The following is a 21,179-nucleotide window of genomic DNA, read 5'->3' as shown; positions in this document are numbered from 1 at the left end:
ATTACGCTGTCGAAGATCGGGTCTGGCGCTCGCGCCGTCGATCTCCGCTTGCCTTACGCTTCCGTCAAGGCGATAGAACGCTCCATCTTAGAAGCACGGGTATGGCCCGCCTGAGGAGAGAGCAGCCGATGACGTCCCCCATCCGCACCGAACGCCACGGCGAGATCCTGGTGATCGTGTCCGACAACCAGCCGGTGAACGCGCTGTCCGCCGCGGTCCGCCAGGGTCTGGAAGCGGCGATCAAGGAGGGGGTCGCCGATGCCTCGATCGAGGCGATGGTCGTCCGCTGCGACGGGCGCACCTTCTTCGCGGGCGCCGACATCACCGAGTTCACCAAGCCGCCGGTCGATCCGCTGCTGCCGCAGGTCGTCGACATGATCGAGGCGTCGTCGAAGCCGGTGGTCGCCGCGATCCACGGCACTGCGCTCGGCGGCGGGTGCGAGGTGGCGCTGGGCTGCCACTATCGCATCGCCGTCCCCTCTGCGAAGCTGGGCACGCCCGAGGTGAAGCTGGGCCTGCTGCCCGGTGCGGGCGGGACGCAGCGGCTGCCGCGCGCCGCCGGGATCAAGCTGGCGCTGGAGATGACCGCCAAGGGCGATCCGATTGCGGCGAAGCGCGCGCACGAGGCCGGGCTGGTCGACCGGCTGGCCGGCGAGGATACGCTGGAGGCCGACGCGATCGCCTTCGCCCGCGAGATCAAGGCAGTGCGGCCGACGCCGCGCGCCAGCGAGAAGCCGGTGCAGGACGATGCCGGCGCCATCGAGGCGTTCAAGCGCGAGAACGCCCGGCGCTTCCGCGGCTTCGACGCACCGGCCGCCAACATCGCCTGCGTCGAGAAGGCGGCGTCCGGCGCCAGCTTCGCCGAGGGCATCGCGTTCGAGCGGCAGGAATTCATGCGGCTGATGATGGGCGTGCAGTCCGCCGCGCAGCGCCACATCTTCTTCGCCGAGCGCCAGGCATCGAAGATCGACGACGTTCCCGCCGAGACGCCGCTGCGCGGGATCAGGCGGGTGGGCGTGATCGGTGCCGGCACGATGGGCGGCGGCATATCGATGAATTTCCTGTCCGCGGGCATCCCGGTCACGATCGTCGAGATGCAGCAGGAGGCGCTGGAGCGCGGCACCGGCACGATGCGCAAGAACTACGAGGCGACGGCCGCGAAGGGCCGGATGAGCCCGGCGCAGGTCGAGGCGGCGATGGGCGCGCTGACGCCGACCCTGAACTTCGACGATCTGGCCGAATGCGACCTGATCATCGAGGCGGTGTACGAGAATATGGAGGTGAAGAAGGACATCTTCACCCGGCTGGACAAGATCGCCAAGCAGGGCGCGATCCTGGCGTCGAACACCAGCTATCTCGACATCGACGAGATCGCCGCGGTGACGAGCCGGCCGCAGGACGTGGTCGGCATGCACTTCTTCTCGCCCGCCAACGTCATGAAGCTGCTGGAGGTGGTGCGCGGCGAGAAGACCGCGGGCGACGTGCTGGCGACCGTGATGGCGCTGGCCAAGAAGATCCGGAAGGTCGCGGTGGTCGCGGGCGTGACGTACGGCTTCATCGGCAATCGCATGCTGATGCCGCGCCAGGTGGAGGCGACCAAGCTGCTGCTGGAAGGCGCCACGCCCGAGCAGATCGACCGCGTGCATGTCGCGTTCGGCATGCCGATGGGGCCGTTCCAGATGGCCGATCTGGCCGGCGTCGACATCGGCTGGCACCGCGACCCGACCCGGATCGAGAACATCCGCGACGCGCTGGCCGCCGAGAACCGCTGGGGCCAGAAGACCAAGGCCGGCTTCTACGATTACGACGACAAGCGCACCCCGTCGAACAGCGCCCGCGTCGCCGAGATCATCGACGAGTTCCGGAAGCGCGAGGGTGTGACGCCGCGCCAGATCAGCGACGAGGAGATCGTCGCCCGCACGCTTTACACGATGGTGAACGAGGGCGCGCTGATCCTGGAAGAGGGCAAGGCGCAGCGCGCGTCGGACATCGATGTCGTCTGGATCTATGGCTATGGCTGGCCGGTCTATCGCGGCGGCCCGATGTTCTGGGCCCAGAGCGAGGGACTGCAGAAGGTCGTCGACGGGCTGGAGGCGCATGGGTTCACCGTGGCGCGGACGCTGAAGGATGCGGCGAGCGGCGGCGGGCGGTTGAAGTAGGCTGTATCAAGCCCCTCCCCTTCAGGGGAGGGGAGCCAGAGAGGATGTCATGACCGATATCGACACGTTCCGTACCGATACCCGCGCCTGGCTGGAGGAGAATTGCCCCGCCGAGATGCGCCGGCCGATCCGGTCGGAGAAGGATGTTTGCTGGGGCGGACGCCGCTACGTCCCCTCCTGCCCCGAGCAGAAGCAGTGGCTGGATGCGATGGCCGGCCGCGGCTGGACGGTGCCCGACTGGCCGGTCGCCTATGGCGGCGGCGGGCTGAGCCCGGCCGAGACGAAGGTCCTGCGCGAGGAGATGAAGGCGATCGGTGCGCGATCGCCGCTGAACAGCTTCGGCATCTCGATGCTGGGCCCTGCCCTGCTGAAATACGGGACGGAAGACCAGAAGCTGGAGCATCTGCCCCGCATCGCGCGGGGCGAGATCCGCTGGTGCCAGGGTTATTCCGAGCCCAATGCCGGATCCGACCTGGCCGGCCTCGCCACCGCGGCCGAGGATGGCTTCGATGAGGAGTTGGGCGATCATTATGTCGTCACCGGCCAGAAGGTCTGGACCAGCTATGCCGACCAGGCCGACTGGATCTTCTGCCTGGTGCGGACCAGCAGGGAATCGAAGCAGGGCGGGATCAGCTTCGTGCTGTTCGACATGGACTCCGAGGGCGTATCGACCAAACCGATCCTGCTGATCTCCGGCTATTCCCCGTTCTGCGAGACGTTCTTCGACCGGGTGAAGGTGCCCAAGCGCAACCGGGTGCATGACGAGAACAAGGGCTGGGACGTCGCCAAATATCTGCTCGGCCATGAGCGGGAGATGATCTCCGGCATGGGACTGGGCGAGGGCGGACGCGACACGCTGGTGTCGGGAGCGGTGGCGGCGATCGGCACGGGCGCGGACGGGCGGCTGGCCGATCCGTTGCTGCGCGCCGACATGGCGCGGTTCCAGATCCGCGCGCGTGCCTTCGCGGCGATGTCGGAACGCTTCATCGACGAGCTGAAGGCCGGCCGCGCGCATCCCGCGCAACCATCGATGATGAAATACTACGGGACCGAGCTGAACAAGGAACGCCACGAATTGCAGATGGCAGCGGGCGGATCAGACGCGCTGGAGTGGGAAAGCGATGCCAGCCGTGGCGGCGCGGCGCCGCGCGCGTGGTTGAGAACCAAGGCGAACTCGATCGAGGGCGGGACGAGCGAGATCCAGCTGAACATCGTCGCCAAGCGGATCCTGGAACTGCCCTCCTGATCCGCCGCCCGCGCCCCTGTATACGCAGGGGCCTCTCCGCCCCGACGCGCTATTCCCGCCGCGAACGACCCCTGCCTGCGCAGGGGTGACGGCACCGGATCAAAGGCCCCATCCATGCCTCTCTACCTGACCGACGACCAGACCATGCTGCAGGACACGATCCGCGAGTTCGTCGCCGATGCCGCGCCGGTGTCGCACCTGCGCGCGTTGCGCGACGCCGACGATCCCGTTGGTTTCAGCCGCGACCTGTGGAAGCGGTTCGCCGAGATGGGCTTTACCGGGATCATGATCGGCGAGGAGCATGGTGGCCTCGGCATGGGCCATGTCGAGGCGGGGCTGGTGCTGGAGGAGATCGGCCGCAACCTGTCCCCCTCCCCCTTCCTCACCACCGCGGTCGCAAGCGTCGCGGCATTGCAGGGCAGCGCGCAGGCGGCACGCTGGTTTCCGGGGATCGTCGCCGGCGAGACGGTGGCGGCGATCGCGGTGGACGAGGGCGCCAAGCATCGCGATGCCATCGCGATGACGGCGACGCGCGCCGGCAACGGCTTTCGCCTGTCGGGCACCAAGCGCTTCGTCAAGCACGGGCATGTCGCCGACCTGCTGATCGTCGCGGCGCGCACGGCCGGCGGTGCCGACGACGCGGACGGGGTGACGCTGTTCGCCGTGCCGCGCGAGACGGCGGGGATCGACGTTCGGGCGGAGCGGCTGGCCGATGCCGGGCTGGCGGCGCACCTGACGTTCGAGGGTGTCGAGGTGGATGCGGATGCGGTGATCGGTGAGGTGGATGCCGGGCGCGACCCGCTCGACCGCCTGTTGCGCGCAGGACGATCCGGGGTGGCGGCGGAACTGCTGGGCGTCGGCGGCGGCGCGATGGCGATGACGATGGGATATCTGAAGGAGCGCAAGCAGTTCGGGGTGCCGATCGGCAGCTTCCAGGCCCTGCAACACCGCGCGGCGCATCTGTACGGCGAGATGGAGGTGGCGCGGGCCGCCGTGCTGAAGGCGCAGCAACTGCTGGATGCCGGCAGCGACGCCGCGGACGAGGCGGTGTCGGTCGCCAAGGCGATGGCGGCGATGGCGACGACGCTGAGCGTCAACGAGGGCGTGCAGATGCATGGCGGCATCGGCATGACCGACGAGTATGATCTGGGCTTCTACATGAAGCGCGCCCGGACGCTGGCCGAACTGTGGGGCGACGCCAACTATCATGCGGACCGGCTGGCGGTCGCGGCCGGGTATTGAGCGACGCCGTGCCACCGCCTAGGTCGCGGCGATGGACCTGAACACACCGCACGACGCGACGCCCGAGCGGCTGGTCGCCGATCTGGTCGCGCTGCTCGATGTCGAGGAGATCGATACCGACCTGTTCCGCGGCGGCCGCCAGCCCGGCGGCGAGGGCCGGGTATTCGGCGGGCAGGTGATCGCGCAAGGATTGCAGGCGGCACAGCGATCGACCGAGGGGACCAAGGTCGCGCACTCTCTGCACGCCTATTTCATGCGTCCCGGCGACGAGAATTATCCGATCGTCTACCGCGTGGTCCGCGATTTCGAGGGCCGCAGCTTCGCGACGCGTCGGGTGATCGCGATGCAGCGTGGCAAGCCGATCCTGAACATGGCCTGCTCGTTCCAGGAGCCCGAGGATGGCTTCGCCCATCAGGACGGCATGCCCGACGTGCCGCCGCCCGAGGACCTTGCCAGCGAGGCCGAGCTGCGCCGCGCGATGGCGGACCGGGTGCCCGAACGGCACCACCGCGTGCTGCTGCGCCCGCGCCCGCTGGAACTGCGCCCGGTCGCGCCGCGCGACTGGATCGACCCGGTGGCGGGCGAGCCGGTGAACCATGTCTGGTTCCGCCTGTCGGCGCCGATCGTCGACGAGCCGGCGCTACACCGCGCCATGCTGGCCTATGCATCCGATCTGGGATTGCTGGGCACGGGCATGATCCCGCACGGCGTCGGCTGGATGAACCCGGCGATGCAGGTCGCCAGTCTGGATCATTCGCTGTGGCTGCACGAGCCGTTTCGGGCGGACGAGTGGCTGCTGTACGCGATGGACAGCCCGTGGGCGGGCCATGGCCGCGATTTTAACCGGGGACGGGTGTTCACCCGCGACGGGCGGCTGGTGGCGAACGTGGCGCAGGAAGGACTGATTCGCCGCCGCGGCTGAGCCGCTGCTTTAGATCAGCATCTCGCGCGCCGAGCGGGTGGCCTTGCGCGTGCTTTCCGCCAGCTTCTTGACCTCGCTCGCCACCACCGAGAAGCCGCGGCCGGCATCGCCGGCGCGTGCCGCCTCGATCGTGGCGTTCAGGGCGAGGAGATTGGTCTGCGCGGCGATGGCGGAGATCGTGTCGACGATGTCGGACAGCTGGCCCAAAACCTCGTCGGTACGCCGGCGGCGCTGTTCCGCGTCGTCGCGCAGTCGCTGGCTCTCCTGCAACCGCTCGCCCAGTTCACTTTCCATCCTGACCTGCTGGGTGATGTCGGTGGCGAACTTCACGACCTTGAACGGGCTGCCAGAGGCGTCGAGGATGGGTGTGTAGGTCGCCTGCAACCACCGCGTGGTGCCGTCCGCGGCCAGACGCTGGAAGCGGCCGGCGGCGTATTCGCCGGCGCACAGACGCCGCCAGAACAGCGCGTAGCCCCGCGATGCCGCCTCCTCGCGACTGCAGAAGATCGCGTGCGGCTGGCCGATCAGTGCCTCTCGCCGATAGCCGAAGAGGTGCAGGAAGCTGTCGTTCGCCGCGACGACGCGACGTTCCAGGTCGAACTCGACCACCGCCTGCGACCGATCGATGGCGATGCGCCGCGCGGCCGATTCCTCCTCGGCGACGTGGCGGGCGGTGACGTCCGATGCCACCTTCAGGATGCGGGTGGGGCGCCCCTCCGCGGTCAGGATCGGGTTGTAGCTGGCCTGCAACCACACCACCTGACCCTGACGGCAGCGACGGCGATACTCGCCGGTATCGAACTTGCCGGCCGACAGTCTCTCCCAAAAGCGCTGATACTGGAGCGACGCCGCGTAGGCGGGGTCGCAGAAGATGCGGTGATGCTGCCCCACCAGGTTGGCGAGATCATAGCCCATCACCTGCAGGAACCGGTCGTTGGCCCAGGCCACGTTCCCGCCCAGATCGAATTCCACCATCAATTGCGATCGATCCATCGCGTGCCAGAGCGCGCCCTCTCTGGACCAGTCCATCATTAACGGTGGGTTTTCCATGGCTTCACGAATGTCACCGCAATGGATGAAAATACATTACCAACAGTGACAACGCTAACAAATGCCTGGCAACTCCGCCGGAATATCCTAATTACGCCGCCGTTCGTCCGTATTCCTGGCGCACGACGGGGTGGCTGGAAGACAGTCCGCCATCGACCGCCAGCGCCTGTCCATTGACATAGCCGGCGTCGTCGGAGGCGAGGAACAGGGCGACGCGCGCCAGCTCTTCCGGTTGGGCGCCACGACCGAGCGGATTCAGCCTGCCGACCCGGTCGATCTTGCCGGCCGCGCGCGCGTGATCGAAGACCGGCGCGGTCATCCCCGTTTCGGTCAGGCCGGGCAACAGCGCGTTCACCCGGACGCCGGAGCCGGTCAGCTGCTGCGCCGACACCTGTGCCAGGTTGATGACGCCGGCCTTCGACGCGGAATAGGCGGGCGATCCGGCGCCCGATCGCAGCCCGGCGACGCTGGCGGTCAGCACGATCGCGCCGCCGCCGCGCGCACCGATGCGGGGCGCGGCATGCTTCACCGCCAGGAACGGCCCGATCAGGTTGACCCGCAACACCTCGGTGATCAGCGCCACGTCGGTATCGAAGAGGTTGGCCATGCCGCCCGAGATGCCGGCATTCGCGAACATCACGTCCAGCCCGCCATGCGCCGCCACGGCCAGATCGACGGTGCGGACCACATCCTCCTCCGATCCCGCATCCATCCGGATCGCGACAGCGGCCGGGCCGATCGCGTCGGCGGTCGCCTGCGCGCCGTCGGTCAGGTCGGCGACGACGACGCGGGCGCCCTCTGCCGCGAACGCGATCGCCGCGGCGCGGCCGATGCCCGAGCCGGCGCCGGTGACGATCACGGACTTGCCCTCGAACCGGTTCATGCCCCTGCCCTTTCGGCGAAATGCCATGCCGCGTCGGCAAGCGCACCGACCCGCGATGCGGTCTCCGCCGCCTTCGCGCTGGCGGCGTTGCCGTCGATGATCCGCTTCTTGATGCCCTGGACGATGCCGGTCAGGCGGAAGAGGTTGTAGGCGAAATACCAGTCGAGCTGCGGCACGCCGTCACGCCCGGTGGCCGCGCAATAGCGCTCCACCACCTCCTCGATGGTCGGAATGCCGGTTTCCGGCCCTGCCAGTCCCTTCACGCCCGAGCGCCCCTCCGGCTCGGTCACCCAGTTCATCAGCAGGTACGAGAAATCGGCGATGGGATCGCCCAGCGTCGACAATTCCCAGTCGAGCACCGCCGCGACCCGCGGCGCATCGGGCGCGTAGATCAGGTTGTCGACGCGGTAGTCGCCGTGGACGATCGAGGTGCGGGTCTGCAGCGGCAGGGTGCGGGGCAGCCAGTCGATCAGGCGCTCCACCGGCTCCATCCGCTCCGTCTCCGACGCGCGGTACTGCTTGGTCCAGCGGGCGACCTGGCGTTCGAAGTAGTTGCCGGGACGGCCGTAATCCTCCAGCCCGGCGGCGACATGGTCGGTGTTGTGCAGCGCCGCCAGGGTGTCGATCATCGCATCGTAATGGGCGCGCCGGCCGGCGGGCGTCATGCCCGGCATCGCCCCGTCCCAGATCGTCCGCCCCGCGACCATCTCCATGACGTAGAAGGGGGCGCCGATCACCCCGGCATCCTCGCACAGGCCGAAAGGGCGCGGCACGGGAAAGCCGGTCGGATGAAGCCCGGCCACGACGCGGTACTCCCGCTCCACCGCGTGGGCGGAAGGAAGGATCGGCCCGAACGGCTTGCGCCGAAGGACATACGACCGTGCGGGCGTGTCCAGCCGATAGGTGGGATTCGACTGTCCACCAGCGAAGCGGACATAGGAAAGCGGCCCGGCATAGTCGTCGACATAGGCGGCCATCCAGCCGTCAAGCGCGTCGAGATCGAGCCGGTCCTTGTCGGCGACCGGGACGGTGTCGCCGCCGGTCGGCGCTCCTGCGCTCATCGGGCCGGCAACTCGACGCGGGAATCCGGATACTTGCCGAACTCGGCACGGGCGATGGCGCGGTTGTGCACCTCGTCCGGGCCGTCCGCGAAGCGGAGCGTGCGAAGCGATGCCCAGTCGTGTGCCAGGGCGAAATCCTGGCTGACGCCGCCGCCGCCATGTGCCTGGATCGCATCGTCGAGGATCTGGAGCGCCATCGTCGGCGCCTGGACCTTGATCATCGCGATTTCGAGCTGGGCGGCCTTGTTGCCGGCCTTGTCCATCATGTCGGCGGCCTTCAGGCACAGCAGGCGCGTCATCTCGATGTCGATGCGTGCGCGGGCGATCCGCTGTTCCCAGACGCTGTGATCGGCGATCCGCTTGCCGAAGGCGACGCGGGACAGCAGCCGCTGCGCCATCGCCTCGATCCCCGCCTCCGCGACGCCGATCGTCCGCATGCAGTGATGGATACGGCCGGGCCCGAGCCGCCCCTGCGCGATCTCGAACCCCCGCCCCTCGCCCAGCAGCATGTCGTCGACGGGGATGCGGACGTCCTCCAGCACCACCTCGCCATGTCCATGGGGAGCATGGTCGTAGCCGTAGACGGACAGCATGCGCTCGATACGGACGCCGGGCGTGTCCATGTCGAGGATCAGCATCGATTGCTGCTGATGGCGCGAACCCTCGAAGCTGGTCTTTCCCATCAGGATCGCGACCTTGCACCGTGGATCGCCGACGCCGCTGGACCACCATTTGCGGCCATTGACGACATAATGGTTGCCGTCGCGGACCATCGCGGTCTGGATGTTGGTGGCATCCGACGAGGCGACCGCGGGTTCGGTCATCAGGAAGGCGGAACGGATCTGGCCGTTCATCAAGGGACGCAGCCAACGCTCCTTCTGCTCCAGCGTCCCGTATCGATGGAACACCTCCATGTTGCCGGTATCGGGTGCGGAGCAGTTGAAGCACTCGCTGGCCCAGCCGATCCGCCCCATCTCCTCGGCGCAGAGGGCATATTCGAGGTTGGTCAGCTGCTCGCCCTCGAACGCGAAGGCGTCGTCGACATGCGCGCGGCCCGAGCGGGGCGGCATGAACAGGTTCCACAGGCCGGCCTCACGCGCCTTCGCCTTCACCTCCTCGATCACCGGCAGCACCTTCCACCGCTCGCCCTCGTGCGACTGGCGGTGATAGTCGGGATCGCGGGGACGAATCTCGCGATCGATGAACGTCCTCACCCGATCACGGAAATGGGTCTCGCGGTCGTTGAGCGTGAAGTCCATCGCGCAGCCTCTCCTTAGCGTGGCACCGGACTTAGACCGTACCGGTTTTTCGGTAAAGCCATGGATCGCACCACCAAAGAAACGCACTGTACCTTCAAAAAGAAGCTGGTACATCGTCGGGATGGAAGCCGAAGAAGACGGGATGACGGGGGAGGTACCGGCAGGGACGCGGCGTTTCCGGGCGAAGCGGGACGCCATCCTGGCCGCCGCCGCCGGTGCGATCAACGAGCAATCCGCCAAGGGCATGACCTTTGCCGACGTCGCCCGCCGGGTCGGACTGAACACGACCAGCGTCACCTATTACTTCCGGCGCAAGGAGGAACTGGCCGCGGCGGCGTTCGAGAACACGCTCGACCGGCTGACGGCGATGCTGGAAGAGGCGCTGGTCGAACCCACGCCGCAGCGCCGGGTGGCGCGATACCTGTCGCTGAACATGGCGCGGCTGGGCCGGATCGCGGCGGGCGAGGAGAGCGACTTCGCCGTCCTGTCCGATCTGCGCGCGACCGAGGACCCGATCAGGAGCCGGTTGATGGCGGGCTGGCAACGGGTGTTCCGCACGACGCGCGCGCTGTGGGGCGACCCGGCCAGCCGCGCGCAGAAGGACCTGAACAGCGCCCGGGCCCATGTGCTGCTGGAAAACACGTTCTGGCTGACGGTGTGGATCGCACGCTACGACCTCGACCAGTACGACCGGGTCGAGGCGCGGCTGATCGACGTCTTCGCCAACGGCATCGCCGGTCCGAAGGTGGAATGGTCGCCCGAACTGCTGGACCTGACGCATGACGAGGCGGAGCCGGGGCGTGCCGCCTTCCTGCTGGCGGCGACGCGGCTCATCAACTCGCTCGGATATCGCGGCGCATCGGTCCAGCGGATCGCGTCCGAGCTTAACGTGACCAAGGGCAGTTTCTATCACCATCTGGATGCCAAGGACGAACTGGTACTCGCTTGTTACCGCCGCAGCTTCGACACGATCTCCGCGGCGCAGGAACTGGCCGACAGGGGTGGCGGCAGCCACTGGCACCGCCTGTCGAGCACGATCGCCACGCTGCTGGAGGTGCAGTTCGCCGAGGCGGCACCGCTGTTGCGCACCACGGCGCTGAGCGGCCTGCCGGCCGGCGAGCGCGAGGCGATGGTCGATCGATCCAACCGCATCGCGCGCCGCTATGCCGGCACGATCATGGACGGCGTGGCCGAGGGATCATGCCGGCCGGTCGACGCGCTGATCGCCGCGCAGGCGCTGACCTCGCTCCAGAACGCTGCGTTCGACATGCGCAAATGGGCGTCGACCATGGACCGGGAGCGGGCGGTGGCGATGTATGCGTCGACATTGCTGTTCGGGATGTTCGACGATCGTGCCGCTATGCCGCGGAATAGGTGAGCGCCTCGATCTTGTTGCCATCGGGATCGCGCACGAAGGCGGCATAGTAGTTCGCGTCGTAATGCGGGCGCAGGCCGGGCGCGCCGGCATCGCTGCCGCCGTTCGCCAGCGCATCGCGGTGGAAGGCGTCGACCATCGCGCGGCGCTCGACATCGAAGGCGATGTGCACGCCGTTGCCGGCGGTGGCCGGTGCATCGGTGCGGATGGTGCTGAACTCGATATGGCCGGTGCCGTAATGCATCCCCTCCCCCGTATCGTCGAGGATGCGCCGCAGACCGAGGCCGGGCAGCACAGCGTCGTAGAAGCGGATCGATCGATTGAGATCGTCGGTGCCGACCGAAACGTGATGGATCATGCCAACCTCCCTTGCCAGGGCACGAACGCACATGACCGCGACATGGCTTCGCGGCTATCAGGGGCGGCATGACGACCATCACCTATCGCAGCTATCTGCGCCTGCCCGAGCTGCTCGACTGCCAGACGCCGCTGTCGGACGCGCATGACGAACTGCTGTTCATCTCGATCCACCAGGCCTCGGAGATCTGGCTGAAGCTGTCCCTGCACGAGCTGTTCGCGGCACGGACGCGGATCGCCGCCGACGACCTGCCGCCGGCATTCAAGATGATGGCGCGAGTGGCGCGTGTGATGGCGCAGCTGATCCAGTCGTGGGAGGTGCTGGCGACGATGACGCCCGCCGACTATGCCGCGATGCGCGGGCGGCTGGGCACCAGTTCCGGTTTCCAGTCGGACCAGTATCGCCGCATCGAGTTCCTGCTGGGCAACAAGAACGCCGCGATGCTGCGCCCGCACGAGGGCGAGCCGGCGGTCCATGCGACGCTGCTGGCCGACCTGGCGGCGCCCGGCCTGTACGACGAGGTGCTGCGCCTGCTCGTCCGGCGCGGCTTCGCGATCCCCGACGAACATGTCGAACGCGACTTCACGCAAGGCTATGCCGCGCATCCGGCAGTGGAGGCCGCGTGGACGGCGATCTATGCCGATACGGCGCGGTACTGGGACCTGTACGAGCTGGCCGAGAAGCTGGTCGACCTCGACTACCGGGTCCAGCTGTGGCAATTCGGACATCTGAAGACGGTCGAGCGGGTGATCGGCTTCAAGACCGGGACGGGTGGCACCGCCGGAGTGGGATATCTGGCGAAAGTGCTGGAGAGCGGCTTCTTTCCCGAGCTGTCGTCGATGCGGACGCGGCTGTAGCAGCTGCCTCGCTTTCCGCGACCTGGGCAGGCGACATCGGCGGCCGCGTTCACTAAGACGCACTCGATGCCGCGCTTCGATCACCGTGCCATACCCATCGTGCTGGTCGCGGTGACGATCGACGCGATCGGGTTCGGCATCGTCATGCCGGTGCTGCCCGCCCTCATCACCCGGCTGGGGCATGCGAGCCTGGAAGAGGCGACGCGGATCGGCGGCTGGCTGCTCGCCGCGTTCGCGGTTGCGCAGTTCTTCGCCGGGCCGGTACTGGGGCAGCTGGGCGACCGGTTCGGCCGGCGACCGGTCCTGATCGCGTCGATGGTGGCGTTCGCGCTCGACTATGCCTTGATGGCGTTCGCACCGACGCTGGCATGGCTGTTCGTCGGTCGCATCGTCGCCGGGATCGCGGGGGCGACCTATGGCCCGGCGGGGGCAGTGATCGCCGACGTCAGCCCGCCAGACCGGCGGGCCGCCGCGTTCGGCCTGCTGGGTGCGTCGTTCGGGATCGGGTTCATCATCGGCCCGGCGATGGGCGGCATCGCGGCCGGGTTCGGTATCCACGCGCCGTTCGTCGTCGCGGCCGTGCTGGCCGCCGCCAACGCGGTCGCCATGATCGTCCTGTTGCCGGAGACGCTCGACGACGACCACCGCCGCCCATTCCGCTGGCGCGAGGCGCATGTCGTCGGATCGTTCAGGCCGCTGTTCGCCGCGGGCAACGCCCTGCCCCTGCTGGTCGCGTGGTTCCTGTGGCAGCTGGGCAGCATGGTCTATCCGGCGACCTGGTCGTTCTGGGCGACGATCCGGTTCGACTGGACGCCGGGGCAGATCGGCTGGTCGCTGGCGTGGGTCGGGCTGTTGACGGTGATCGCGCAGGTCGGGCTGACCGACCGGGTCGTGCGCCGTTTCGGTGAGGTCGGGGCGGCGGCGATCGCGCTGTTCGCCGGCGCCGCGTGCCTGATCGCCTGCGCGTTCGCGACCGCCGGCTGGCAAGTCTATGCCATTTTCCTGGTCGGATCGCTGGGCGCGTTCGCCTATCCGGCGCTGTCGGGCCTGGCCAGCCGGATGGTCGACGCCAGCCGGCAGGGCGCGCTGCAGGGCGGGCTGGCCAGCATCAACAGCGTCGCCGAGATCATCGGCCCGGTCCTCGCCGCGCAGTCGCTGGCGTTCGGCACCGGGAAGGGATTTCCGGGCGCCGCCTTCCTCGTCGCCGGCGCACTGGTCGCGACCGCCGGCGTCCTGATCCTCGGCGCCGCGCGCCGCGTCCCCTCCCTCCCAGCGGAAGCAACGCCATGATCGACCTTCATTACTGGCCGACCCCGAACGGCCACAAGATCACCCTCTTCCTGGAGGAAGCCGGGCTGCCGTATCGCATCCACCCGGTGAACATCGCCAAGGGCGAGCAATTCCAGCCGGATTTCCTGGCGATCGCACCCAACAACCGGATGCCGGCGATCGTCGACCATCAGCCCGAGGGCGGCGGCGCGCCGATCAGCGTGTTCGAGAGCGGCGCGATCCTCCTCTATCTGGCCGGAAAGACCGGCCGCTTCCTGCCGACGGATCCCCGCGGCCGGGTGGAGGCGACCGAGTGGCTGATGTGGCAGATGGGCGGGCTGGGCCCGATGCTGGGCCAGAACCACCATTTCAACCGGTACGCGCCCGAGAAGATACCCTACGCCATCGACCGCTATGTCCGCGAAACGGCGCGGCTGTACGGCGTGCTCGACCGGCGGCTGGCGGGACGCGACTTCATCGCCGGGGAGTACTCGATCGCCGACATGGCGTGTTATCCGTGGATCGTGCCGCACGAACTCCAGCAGCAGAAGCTGGACGACTTCCCCGACCTGAAGCGCTGGTTCGACCGCATCGCGGTGCGGCCGGCCACGGTGGAGGCGTATCGCAAGGGACAGGCGATCACCGATGCGAACGTGATCGACGAGGACGAGGCGAAGCGGGTGCTGTTCGGCACGCGCGACGCGCCGCGATGACCGGCCTGCCCGCGCTGATCGCGGCGCTGTCGCCGCAGGATGACGGCAGCGCCAGCGTCGCCATCCCGGACAACTGGCTGCAGGGCCGCACCTGCTATGGCGGACTGTCGGCGGCGCTGGCGCTGCACGTCGCCAAGCAGACCGCGCCGGACCTGCCGCCGCTTCGATCGGCGCAGGTGGCGTTCGTCGGTCCGCTGTCGGGAACCGTCTCCGTGCGCGCGCGCCTGCTTCGCCGCGGGCGCAATGCCGCGTTCGTGCATGCGGCGATCGAGAGCGAGGCGGGGCTGGGCCTGTCGGCGACCTTCGTCTTCATGCGGCAGGCGACCTCGCACATCGACCATCCGCATTCCCCGTCCGCGCCGGTCCCGGCGCCGGGTGCCGACGATGCGGTGACCGGCGGCATCGCCGCGGTGGCCTTCACCGGCAATTTCTCGTTCGTCGATCGTGGCGATGCGGCGGGCCCCGCCCGGTGGCTGCGCTGGGTCCGGCTGAACGATCGCGACGGGCTCGATCCCGAGGTCGAGTTGATGGCGATCGGCGACTGCCTGCCGCCCGCCGCCCTCAAGCTGGCCAGCGCGCTGATCCCGATCAGTTCGCTGACGTGGCAGATCGACCTGCTGGCACCGGCGGCGGCGACCAACGACGGTTGGTGGCTGCTCGATGCGGCGACCGATCATGCGCGTGACGGCGGATCGAGCCAGCGCATGGCGATCTGGAATGCGGCCGGCGAGCCCGTCGCGGCGCAGATGCAGAGCGTCGCCCTGTTCGGCTGAGCGGGGCCGGCTGACACGCCTTGCGACATATTTCCCGGCCGTCGACACAGGCGCGCGACGATCCTGCCCGACAAGGCGCATGTTCGGTGCGTGGATCGACCCCGCCGACCGGAGATACCGCCCGATGGAGCCGTTCACCCTGATCCTTGCTGCCGTCCTCGCGCAGACCAGCACCGCAAGCCCGCCGCCGCCCGCGCCAGTGCCGGCGACGACGCGCGCCGATGCCGACGGCGACGGCGCGATCAGCCGCGCCGAGTATATGGCGCGGTTCGACCGGATGGATGCTGACCATGACGGCAAGCTGACCCGTGAGGAGCGACGGGCGTCGATGTCGCGGGCCGGTGCGCGTCCCGGCGACATGACGGGACATGGACCGCGCGGCCGGCAAGGTCGCCCGCCGATGGAAGACGCCACGCGTGCCGATTTCCTTGCGCGCGCGGGTGAGCAGTTCGACCGGCTGGACACGAACCGGGACGGCAAGGTGGATGCCACCGAGTGGCATGCGGGCCGCGGCCCCCGCGGCGACGGGCCGCCTCCGCCATCGGCTCCCGCCCGCTGACGCCATTTGCCGGGGACGCGCTTCCCCGCTGTTCCGCCGAGGCGTCCATGCTAAAGCCCGAGCCGATGGGAGACCTGCCCCACCTCCTTCTGGTCGATGACGAGCGCTCGATCCGCGAGCCGCTCGCCGTCTATCTGACCAAGCAGGGCTTTCGCGTCACCCAGGCGGGCGATGCGGAGGGTGCTCGCTCGCGCCTGGCGGCCTATGCGATCGATCTCGCGATCATCGACATCATGATGCCGGGCGAGGACGGGCTGAGCCTGTGCCGCCACATCGCCGCGACCAGCGACGTGCCGGTCATCTTGCTGACCGCCAAGGCGGAGGAGACCGACCGGATCGTCGGGCTGGAGATGGGCGCCGACGATTATGTCGTGAAGCCCTTCTCTCCCCGCGAACTGGCGACGCGCGTCAAGGTGGTGCTGCGGCGGACCCAGGCCGGCGGCAGCCGCCAGCATGCGCCGGAAGCGGGCTCCTACGCCTTTGCCGGCTGGGTGCTAAAATCCGGCGAGCGGGCGCTGGTCGACCGGGAGGGCGTGTCGGTGCCCCTGTCGACGGGCGAGTACAACCTGCTGCTCGCGCTCGTCACCCGGCCGCGGCAGGTGCTGACCCGCGACCAGCTGCTCGACCTAACCCAGGGTCGCGAGGCGGCGGCGTTCGACCGGGCGATCGACAATCAGGTCAGCCGCCTGCGCCGCAAGATCGAGACCGATCCCAAGAACCCGGAGATCATCAAGACCGTGTGGGGCGGAGGATATACCCTGGCGGCTGGCGTCACCCGGCTGTGACGCTGCGCCGCCCCTGGCCGGGCAGCCTGGCCGGGCAGATGGCCCTGCTGATCGCGCTGGCGCTGTTCGTCGCGCAGGCGATCAACTTCGCACTGATCCTGCGGGACAGGGCCGAGTTCCGCCTGGCGCAGGCCACGCGCCCGGTGGCGACGCGGCTGGCCGATGCGCTGGAGCGCGAAGCGCGGGGCGAGCGCGCGATCACCGCCGATCGGGGACGCATCCGCCGGGTCCCGCTGGATCCCATCGCACCACGGACCATGGAGCGGCATCCCGAAGTCGAGAGCGAGCTGCGTCGCCAGTTGGCCGACCAGGGGTTGCGCGTGGGACGGATCGACACGGGCCTGCGGACCCACTCGGACGAGGGGGACGATGCCGGGCGGCGTGCCGGGCGCCGGCAGGGCGAACGATCGGTCGACGAACTGGTGATCGCGGTCGAGCAGCCGGGCCGCGGCTGGCTGACGATCGTGGTGCCGTGGCCGCAGCCCGGCCCGCGACTGCTGTGGGCGCTGCTGGGCCAGACGATGATCCTGTACGTGATCGTGCTGCTGCCGGTCCTGTGGATCGTCCGTCGCCTGTCCCGACCCTTGCGCGACCTTCGACTGGCGGCGGAGCGCTTCGGCCCCGGCGAGGCGGCGGAGCCGCTGGCGGAAAGCGGGCCGGACGATGTCGCGGCGCTGATCGCGGCGTTCAATGCGCTGCGTCTGCGGGTGGCGGCGATGCTGGACGAGAAGGACCGGATGCTGGGCGCGATCGGCCACGACCTGCGCACCCCGCTGGCCGCGCTGCGCGTCCGCGTCGAATCGGTTGAGGACGATACCGACCGCACCCGGATGACGGAAACGATCGCGGAGATGAACCGCACGCTGGACGACATCCTGTCGCTCGCCCGGCTGGGGCGCCCGAGCGAGCCGTTGACCGAGGTCGACCTGTCCGCGCTGGTCGATGCGGTGGTCGAGGACTTCCGCGATCTGGACGCGCCCGTAACCTTTGCCGAGACGGGGCGGCTGCGCATGCGGCTGCGCCCCGCGCTGATCCGCCGTGCGGTGCGGAACCTGATCGAGAATGCGGTGAAATATGGCGAGCGGGCGGAGGTGGGGATCGTCACCCATCCACACGCCGTCGCGATCATGGTGGCGGATCACGGCCCGGGCATCCCGCCGGACCGGCTGGGGGACGTGTTCGACCCGTTTACGCGGCTGGAAACATCCCGCAATCGCGACACCGGCGGCATCGGCCTGGGCCTGGCGCTCGCCCGCGCGATCGTGCGCGAGGCGGGTGGCGACATCACCCTCACCAACCGGCACGAAGGCGGCCTGAACGCGACGATCACCCTGCCGCGCTGAGCGGCCCTATCCTTCCGACGACTGGCGGACGATCAGGCGGGTCGGCAGGATCAGCGGCTCGACCGGTTCACCGCGGATCTGCGCCAGCAGCACCTCGACCAGCTTGCGACCGGCGATGGCCGCATCCTGCGTGACGGTGGTGAGCGGCGGATTGGCCAGCGCCGCGGCGGGAATGTCGTCGAAGCCGACGATGGCAACCGCATCGGGAACCGCGATCCGCTCCTCCGCCAGCACCCGCATCGCCGCCAGCGCGATAAGGTCGCTCGCCGCGACGATGGCGTCGAACGGGGCCGCGCGAGCCAGCAGTTCGCGGGTGGCGCGAATGCCGTCCTCGGTCGTAGAGATGGCGTCGACCTGCAGCGCCGGATCGACGGTCATGCCCGCCGCTGCCAGTGCGTTCCGATACCCGACGCACCGGTCGCGGAATTCGGGATAGCTGTCGCCGGATTGGCCCAGAAACGCGATGCGCCGCCGTCCGCGCGACAACAGCAATTCGGTCGCCGACCGCCCGCCCGCGACATTGTCGCAGCCGATCGTGACGCCCGGCTGGCTCGGCTGCACCTGTCCCCAGCAGACGAAATGCGTTCCCTGCCGAGCCATCGCCTCCAGCCGGGGGCGATACTCCGCATAGTCGCCGTAACCGAGCAGGATCAGCCCGTCGGCGCGCGAGTGGTCGGCATAGTCATCGTCCCACTCGCTGGAGGGCTGCTGGAACGAGACGAGCAGGTCGTACCCCGCCGCGCCGCACGTCGCCATCATCGAACCCAGCATTGCGAGGAAGAAGGGGTTGATCAGCGTCTCGTCGGGCGTCGGATCGCGGAACAGCAGCAGCGCGATCGTCTGCGACCGGCCGGAGCGCAGGTTCGAGGCCGCCCGGTCGACGGTGTAGTGGAGTTCGCGCGCGATCGCCTCGATCCGCTGCCGCGTCGCGGCACTGACCGTGGGGCTGCCGCGCAGCGCGCGCGATACGGTCGGTTGCGACACGCCGGCCAGTTGGGCGATATCGAACGATGTCGCTCTACGCTGGCCGGTCACGGGATGGGCGTTCCTCTTCGCCGCCGCTCTGGGGCGGCCGGTGGCGAAGACCACAGCCGATATCGCCGCGCCCGTCAACGGGCGGACGGCATCGCCGCCCGCCAGCGGACCTTACTTCGCCGGGGCGAACCCCCGCTTCTTCAGCAGGGCGTTCACGTCCGGATCGCGCCCGCGAAAGGCGCGGTACGCCTCTGCCCGGTCGGTTTCGTTGCCGGTGGACAGCAGCACCCGGGCGAAGCGATCCGCCGTCGCCTTGTCCCACGGGCTGCCCGCCTCCTCGAACGCGGCGAAGGTATCCGCGTCCATCGTCTCCGACCAGAGATAGCTGTAATAGCCGGCAGAGTAGCTGTCCGACGAGAACAGGTGATTGAACTGCGGCAGGCGGTGACGCATCACCAACTGGCGCGGCATGCCGATCTGGGCCAGCGTCGCCTTTTCGAACGCGTCCGGATCGACCACGCCGTCGGCGATCGTGTGCAGCTTCATGTCGACGATGGCCGACGAGAGATACTCGGTGGTCGCGAAGCCCTGGTTGAAGGTCTTCGACGCCTCGATCTTGTCGAGCAGCGCCTGCGGCATTGCCGCCTTGGTCTGATAGTGGCGGGCGTATTTGTCGAGCACGTCGCGGGTCAGCAGCCAGTGCTCGTTCACCTGGCTGGGATATTCCACGAAATCGCGCGGCGTGCCGGCAAGGCCGGGATAATAGACGTTCTGCAGCATCGCATGGATCGCGTGCCCGAATTCGTGGAACAGAGTCTGCGCGTCGTCCAGGCTGATCAGCACCGGCTCACCGGGAGCGGGCCGGGCGAAATTGTTGTTGTTCGACGACAGCACGGTCTGCACCGGCGGCAGGTTGCGCTGCCCGCGATAGGTGTTGGCCCATGCCCCGGACCGCTTGCCCGTCCGCGCGAAATCGTCGCGGTAGAACAGGCCGACTTCCTTGCCCGCGCGGGTGACGTGCCACACGCGCATGTTCGGCTCGAACACCGGCACCGTGCCGGTGATCTCCTTGAACTCCAGCCCGTACAGACGGTTGGCCGCGTAGAGCGAGCCCTGGATGATGTTGTTCAGCTCGAAATAGGGCTTCAGCTGCGCCTGATCGAGGTCGTAGCGCGCCTTGCGCACCTTCTCCTGATAGAAGCGGTAGTCCCACGGCTCGATCGTGATTTTCACGCCCGGCTGCTTGTCGGCGATCGCCTGCATGTCGCGGACCTCTTCGGCGACACGCCCCTTCGCCGCGGGCCAGACGCGCATCATCAGGTCCATCGCCGCGGCCGGGGTCTTGGCCATGGTGTCCTGCATCCGCCAGTCGGCATGCGTCTTGAACCCGAGCAGATGGGCCCGGTCGGCACGCAGCTTCACGATCGCGGCGATCGTCGCGTTCGTGTCGGTCTCTCCGCCATTGTCGCCGCGGTTGACGAAGGCGCGCCACACCTTCTCGCGAAGGGCGCGATCGGTGGCGAAGGTGAGGACGGGATCGACCGCGGAGCGGGTGTTGACGATCGCCCACCCGGTCTGCTGCCGCTCCGCCGCCGCCGCCCTGGCGACCGCCTTCACGCTGTCGGGAACACCCGCCAGCTGCGCCTCGTCGGTGACGACGATCGCGGTGCTCTCGTCGGCGAGCAGCTTGCGCGAGAATTCGGTGAACGCCGTTGCCAGCGCCTGATTGTACTGCGACAATTGGGTCTTCTGCGCAGCCGTAAGCCTGGCGCCCTGACGCACGAAGCTGTCATAGGTGCGGGTCACCAGCCGCTGCTGCTGCGGATTGAGCGAGGCGCGATTGCGGTACACCGTCTCGATCCGGGCGAACAGCTTGGGATCGAAGGTGATCTCGTCCTGCGCCGCGGACAGCCTGGGCGACCACTCGCGATCGAGCGCCTGATAGGCGGGCGAGTTCATGTTGCCGGTCATGACCCCGAACAGCGTGTTGACCCGGCCCAGCATGCGGCCGGCCAGCTGCATGGGCACGAACGTGTTGTCGAAGGTCGGCGCGGCAGGATTGTCGGCGATCTTGCGGAAATCGGCGCGGCGCTCCGCCAGCCCGGCCTCGAACGCCGCCGGGAAGAGTTCGGGACGAACCTTGTCCCAGGGCGGCACCCCGCCATAGGGGCCGCTCCACTCCGCGGTCAGCGGGTTCGCGGCGGGCGCGGTGGCAGGCGTTTGCGCGGGCGCGGGAACGGTCAGCATCGGGACCAGGCCAGCGGCAGCGAGAAACAGGATTCGCAAGGCAGAAATTCTCCGATCATCCGGGTTTTCACGAGCATAACCCCTTCACCGAGAAGCGTAAACT

Annotated in this window: 19 protein-coding genes; 12 read left to right on the top strand and 7 right to left on the bottom strand. The window is 68.6% G+C overall.

The genetic code is table 11. The annotated features are described in order from the left end of the window. Positions 1 to 128: 128 nt before the first annotated feature. From ABC319_RS01130 to ABC319_RS01115, 4 genes are all read left to right on the top strand, one after another. Positions 129 to 2,159 carry a 3-hydroxyacyl-CoA dehydrogenase NAD-binding domain-containing protein gene (locus ABC319_RS01130; RefSeq protein WP_413068465.1) on the top strand — a complete coding sequence of 677 codons (2,031 nt, stop codon included), beginning with the start codon at positions 129 to 131 and terminating at the stop codon, positions 2,157 to 2,159. A 49-nt stretch (positions 2,160 to 2,208) separates the two neighbouring features. Further along, a complete protein-coding gene (locus ABC319_RS01125; RefSeq protein WP_413068464.1) occupies positions 2,209 to 3,405 on the top strand; it encodes an acyl-CoA dehydrogenase family protein in 1,197 nt (398 codons plus the stop codon). A gap of 114 nt (positions 3,406 to 3,519) precedes the next feature. Further along, a complete protein-coding gene (locus ABC319_RS01120; protein ID WP_413068463.1) occupies positions 3,520 to 4,647 on the top strand; it encodes an acyl-CoA dehydrogenase family protein in 1,128 nt (375 codons plus the stop codon). Positions 4,648 to 4,678: 31 nt separating this feature from the next. Next, complete coding sequence (locus tag ABC319_RS01115) at positions 4,679 to 5,569, top strand: acyl-CoA thioesterase (protein WP_413068462.1); 891 nt, start codon at positions 4,679 to 4,681, stop codon at positions 5,567 to 5,569. 9 nt (positions 5,570 to 5,578) lie between these two features. On the opposite strand, the gene ABC319_RS01110 is transcribed toward ABC319_RS01115, so the two are convergent. From ABC319_RS01110 to ABC319_RS01095, 4 genes are all read right to left on the bottom strand, one after another. Then, complete coding sequence (locus tag ABC319_RS01110; RefSeq protein WP_413068461.1) at positions 5,579 to 6,601, bottom strand: methyl-accepting chemotaxis protein; 1,023 nt, start codon at positions 6,599 to 6,601, stop codon at positions 5,579 to 5,581. A 109-nt stretch (positions 6,602 to 6,710) separates the two neighbouring features. Continuing rightward, complete coding sequence (locus tag ABC319_RS01105; protein WP_413068460.1) at positions 6,711 to 7,502, bottom strand: SDR family NAD(P)-dependent oxidoreductase; 792 nt, start codon at positions 7,500 to 7,502, stop codon at positions 6,711 to 6,713. Further along, complete coding sequence (locus ABC319_RS01100; protein ID WP_413068459.1) at positions 7,499 to 8,563, bottom strand: phosphotransferase family protein; 1,065 nt, start codon at positions 8,561 to 8,563, stop codon at positions 7,499 to 7,501. The genes ABC319_RS01105 and ABC319_RS01100 overlap by 4 nt, the downstream gene beginning before the upstream one ends. Continuing rightward, entirely contained in the window at positions 8,560 to 9,822 is a 1,263-nt protein-coding gene (locus ABC319_RS01095) for an acyl-CoA dehydrogenase family protein (protein WP_413068458.1), read from the bottom strand. The genes ABC319_RS01100 and ABC319_RS01095 overlap by 4 nt, the downstream gene beginning before the upstream one ends. A 142-nt stretch (positions 9,823 to 9,964) precedes the next feature. Between ABC319_RS01095 and ABC319_RS01090 the strand changes: the two genes are divergently transcribed. Next, positions 9,965 to 11,200 (top strand): TetR/AcrR family transcriptional regulator, encoded by a 1,236-nt coding sequence (locus ABC319_RS01090; RefSeq protein WP_413068457.1) that lies wholly within the window; start codon positions 9,965 to 9,967, stop codon positions 11,198 to 11,200. Here the strand turns inward: ABC319_RS01090 and ABC319_RS01085 are convergent. Next, the gene (locus tag ABC319_RS01085; RefSeq protein WP_413068456.1) at positions 11,181 to 11,555 is read right to left on the bottom strand and encodes a VOC family protein; all 375 of its coding nucleotides are present in this window, start codon (positions 11,553 to 11,555) and stop codon (positions 11,181 to 11,183) included. The two genes, ABC319_RS01090 and ABC319_RS01085, sit on opposite strands and share 20 nt — an antisense overlap. 68 nt (positions 11,556 to 11,623) lie before the next feature. Between ABC319_RS01085 and ABC319_RS01080 the strand changes: the two genes are divergently transcribed. From ABC319_RS01080 to ABC319_RS01050, 7 genes are all read left to right on the top strand, one after another. Continuing rightward, positions 11,624 to 12,412, top strand: a complete 789-nt coding sequence (locus ABC319_RS01080) for a tryptophan 2,3-dioxygenase (protein ID WP_413068455.1) — start codon at positions 11,624 to 11,626, stop codon at positions 12,410 to 12,412. A 66-nt stretch (positions 12,413 to 12,478) separates the two neighbouring features. Next, positions 12,479 to 13,702 (top strand): MFS transporter, encoded by a 1,224-nt coding sequence (locus tag ABC319_RS01075; RefSeq protein WP_413068454.1) that lies wholly within the window; start codon positions 12,479 to 12,481, stop codon positions 13,700 to 13,702. Next, complete coding sequence (locus ABC319_RS01070) at positions 13,699 to 14,394, top strand: glutathione binding-like protein (RefSeq protein ID WP_413068453.1); 696 nt, start codon at positions 13,699 to 13,701, stop codon at positions 14,392 to 14,394. Before ABC319_RS01075 ends, ABC319_RS01070 begins: the two co-directional genes overlap by 4 nt. After that, positions 14,391 to 15,167 (top strand): thioesterase family protein, encoded by a 777-nt coding sequence (locus ABC319_RS01065; protein WP_413068452.1) that lies wholly within the window; start codon positions 14,391 to 14,393, stop codon positions 15,165 to 15,167. Before ABC319_RS01070 ends, ABC319_RS01065 begins: the two co-directional genes overlap by 4 nt. A 124-nt stretch (positions 15,168 to 15,291) precedes the next feature. Then, positions 15,292 to 15,726: an EF-hand domain-containing protein gene (locus ABC319_RS01060; protein ID WP_413068451.1), complete on the top strand. Its 435-nt coding sequence runs from the start codon at positions 15,292 to 15,294 to the stop codon at positions 15,724 to 15,726. A 65-nt stretch (positions 15,727 to 15,791) separates the two neighbouring features. Beyond that, positions 15,792 to 16,511, top strand: coding sequence for a response regulator (locus ABC319_RS01055; protein ID WP_413071581.1), 720 nt, complete (start codon positions 15,792 to 15,794; stop codon positions 16,509 to 16,511). A gap of 38 nt (positions 16,512 to 16,549) precedes the next feature. Then, positions 16,550 to 17,854 (top strand): ATP-binding protein, encoded by a 1,305-nt coding sequence (locus tag ABC319_RS01050; protein WP_413071580.1) that lies wholly within the window; start codon positions 16,550 to 16,552, stop codon positions 17,852 to 17,854. 6 nt (positions 17,855 to 17,860) lie between these two features. Here ABC319_RS01050 and ABC319_RS01045 read toward each other — a convergent pair whose 3' ends face one another. Together ABC319_RS01045 and ABC319_RS01040 are read right to left on the bottom strand one after the other, a co-directional pair. Continuing rightward, the gene (locus tag ABC319_RS01045; RefSeq protein ID WP_413068450.1) at positions 17,861 to 18,889 is read right to left on the bottom strand and encodes a LacI family DNA-binding transcriptional regulator; all 1,029 of its coding nucleotides are present in this window, start codon (positions 18,887 to 18,889) and stop codon (positions 17,861 to 17,863) included. A 111-nt stretch (positions 18,890 to 19,000) separates the two neighbouring features. Continuing rightward, positions 19,001 to 21,115, bottom strand: coding sequence for a M3 family metallopeptidase (locus ABC319_RS01040; RefSeq protein WP_413068449.1), 2,115 nt, complete (start codon positions 21,113 to 21,115; stop codon positions 19,001 to 19,003). Positions 21,116 to 21,179: the final 64 nt, after the last annotated feature.

This window comes from Sphingomonas phoenicis (assembly GCF_047238005.1).
GTDB lineage: Bacteria > Pseudomonadota > Alphaproteobacteria > Sphingomonadales > Sphingomonadaceae > Sphingomonas.
Note: the sequence above shows the minus strand (reverse complement) of the source record. Positions and strands in the feature narration are given on the sequence as shown.

What these genes read in the sequence shown, in the direction of transcription:
- ABC319_RS01090 (WP_413068457.1), top strand. Translation starts at nt 9,965, where the DNA reads ATGACGGGGGAGGTACCGGCAGGGACGCGGCGTTTCCGGGCGAAGCGG.
- ABC319_RS01060 (WP_413068451.1), top strand. Translation starts at nt 15,292, where the DNA reads ATGGAGCCGTTCACCCTGATCCTTGCTGCCGTCCTCGCGCAGACCAGC.
- ABC319_RS01080 (WP_413068455.1), top strand. Translation starts at nt 11,624, where the DNA reads ATGACGACCATCACCTATCGCAGCTATCTGCGCCTGCCCGAGCTGCTC.
- ABC319_RS01055 (WP_413071581.1), top strand. Translation starts at nt 15,792, where the DNA reads ATGGGAGACCTGCCCCACCTCCTTCTGGTCGATGACGAGCGCTCGATC.
- ABC319_RS01085 (WP_413068456.1), bottom strand. Translation starts at nt 11,555, where the DNA reads ATGATCCATCACGTTTCGGTCGGCACCGACGATCTCAATCGATCGATC.
- ABC319_RS01105 (WP_413068460.1), bottom strand. Translation starts at nt 7,502, where the DNA reads ATGAACCGGTTCGAGGGCAAGTCCGTGATCGTCACCGGCGCCGGCTCG.
- ABC319_RS01115 (WP_413068462.1), top strand. Translation starts at nt 4,679, where the DNA reads ATGGACCTGAACACACCGCACGACGCGACGCCCGAGCGGCTGGTCGCC.
- ABC319_RS01110 (WP_413068461.1), bottom strand. Translation starts at nt 6,601, where the DNA reads ATGATGGACTGGTCCAGAGAGGGCGCGCTCTGGCACGCGATGGATCGA.
- ABC319_RS01075 (WP_413068454.1), top strand. Translation starts at nt 12,479, where the DNA reads ATGCCGCGCTTCGATCACCGTGCCATACCCATCGTGCTGGTCGCGGTG.
- ABC319_RS01125 (WP_413068464.1), top strand. Translation starts at nt 2,209, where the DNA reads ATGACCGATATCGACACGTTCCGTACCGATACCCGCGCCTGGCTGGAG.
- ABC319_RS01070 (WP_413068453.1), top strand. Translation starts at nt 13,699, where the DNA reads ATGATCGACCTTCATTACTGGCCGACCCCGAACGGCCACAAGATCACC.
- ABC319_RS01100 (WP_413068459.1), bottom strand. Translation starts at nt 8,563, where the DNA reads ATGAGCGCAGGAGCGCCGACCGGCGGCGACACCGTCCCGGTCGCCGAC.
- ABC319_RS01120 (WP_413068463.1), top strand. Translation starts at nt 3,520, where the DNA reads ATGCCTCTCTACCTGACCGACGACCAGACCATGCTGCAGGACACGATC.
- ABC319_RS01050 (WP_413071580.1), top strand. Translation starts at nt 16,550, where the DNA reads ATGGCCCTGCTGATCGCGCTGGCGCTGTTCGTCGCGCAGGCGATCAAC.
- ABC319_RS01130 (WP_413068465.1), top strand. Translation starts at nt 129, where the DNA reads ATGACGTCCCCCATCCGCACCGAACGCCACGGCGAGATCCTGGTGATC.
- ABC319_RS01095 (WP_413068458.1), bottom strand. Translation starts at nt 9,822, where the DNA reads ATGGACTTCACGCTCAACGACCGCGAGACCCATTTCCGTGATCGGGTG.
- ABC319_RS01065 (WP_413068452.1), top strand. Translation starts at nt 14,391, where the DNA reads ATGACCGGCCTGCCCGCGCTGATCGCGGCGCTGTCGCCGCAGGATGAC.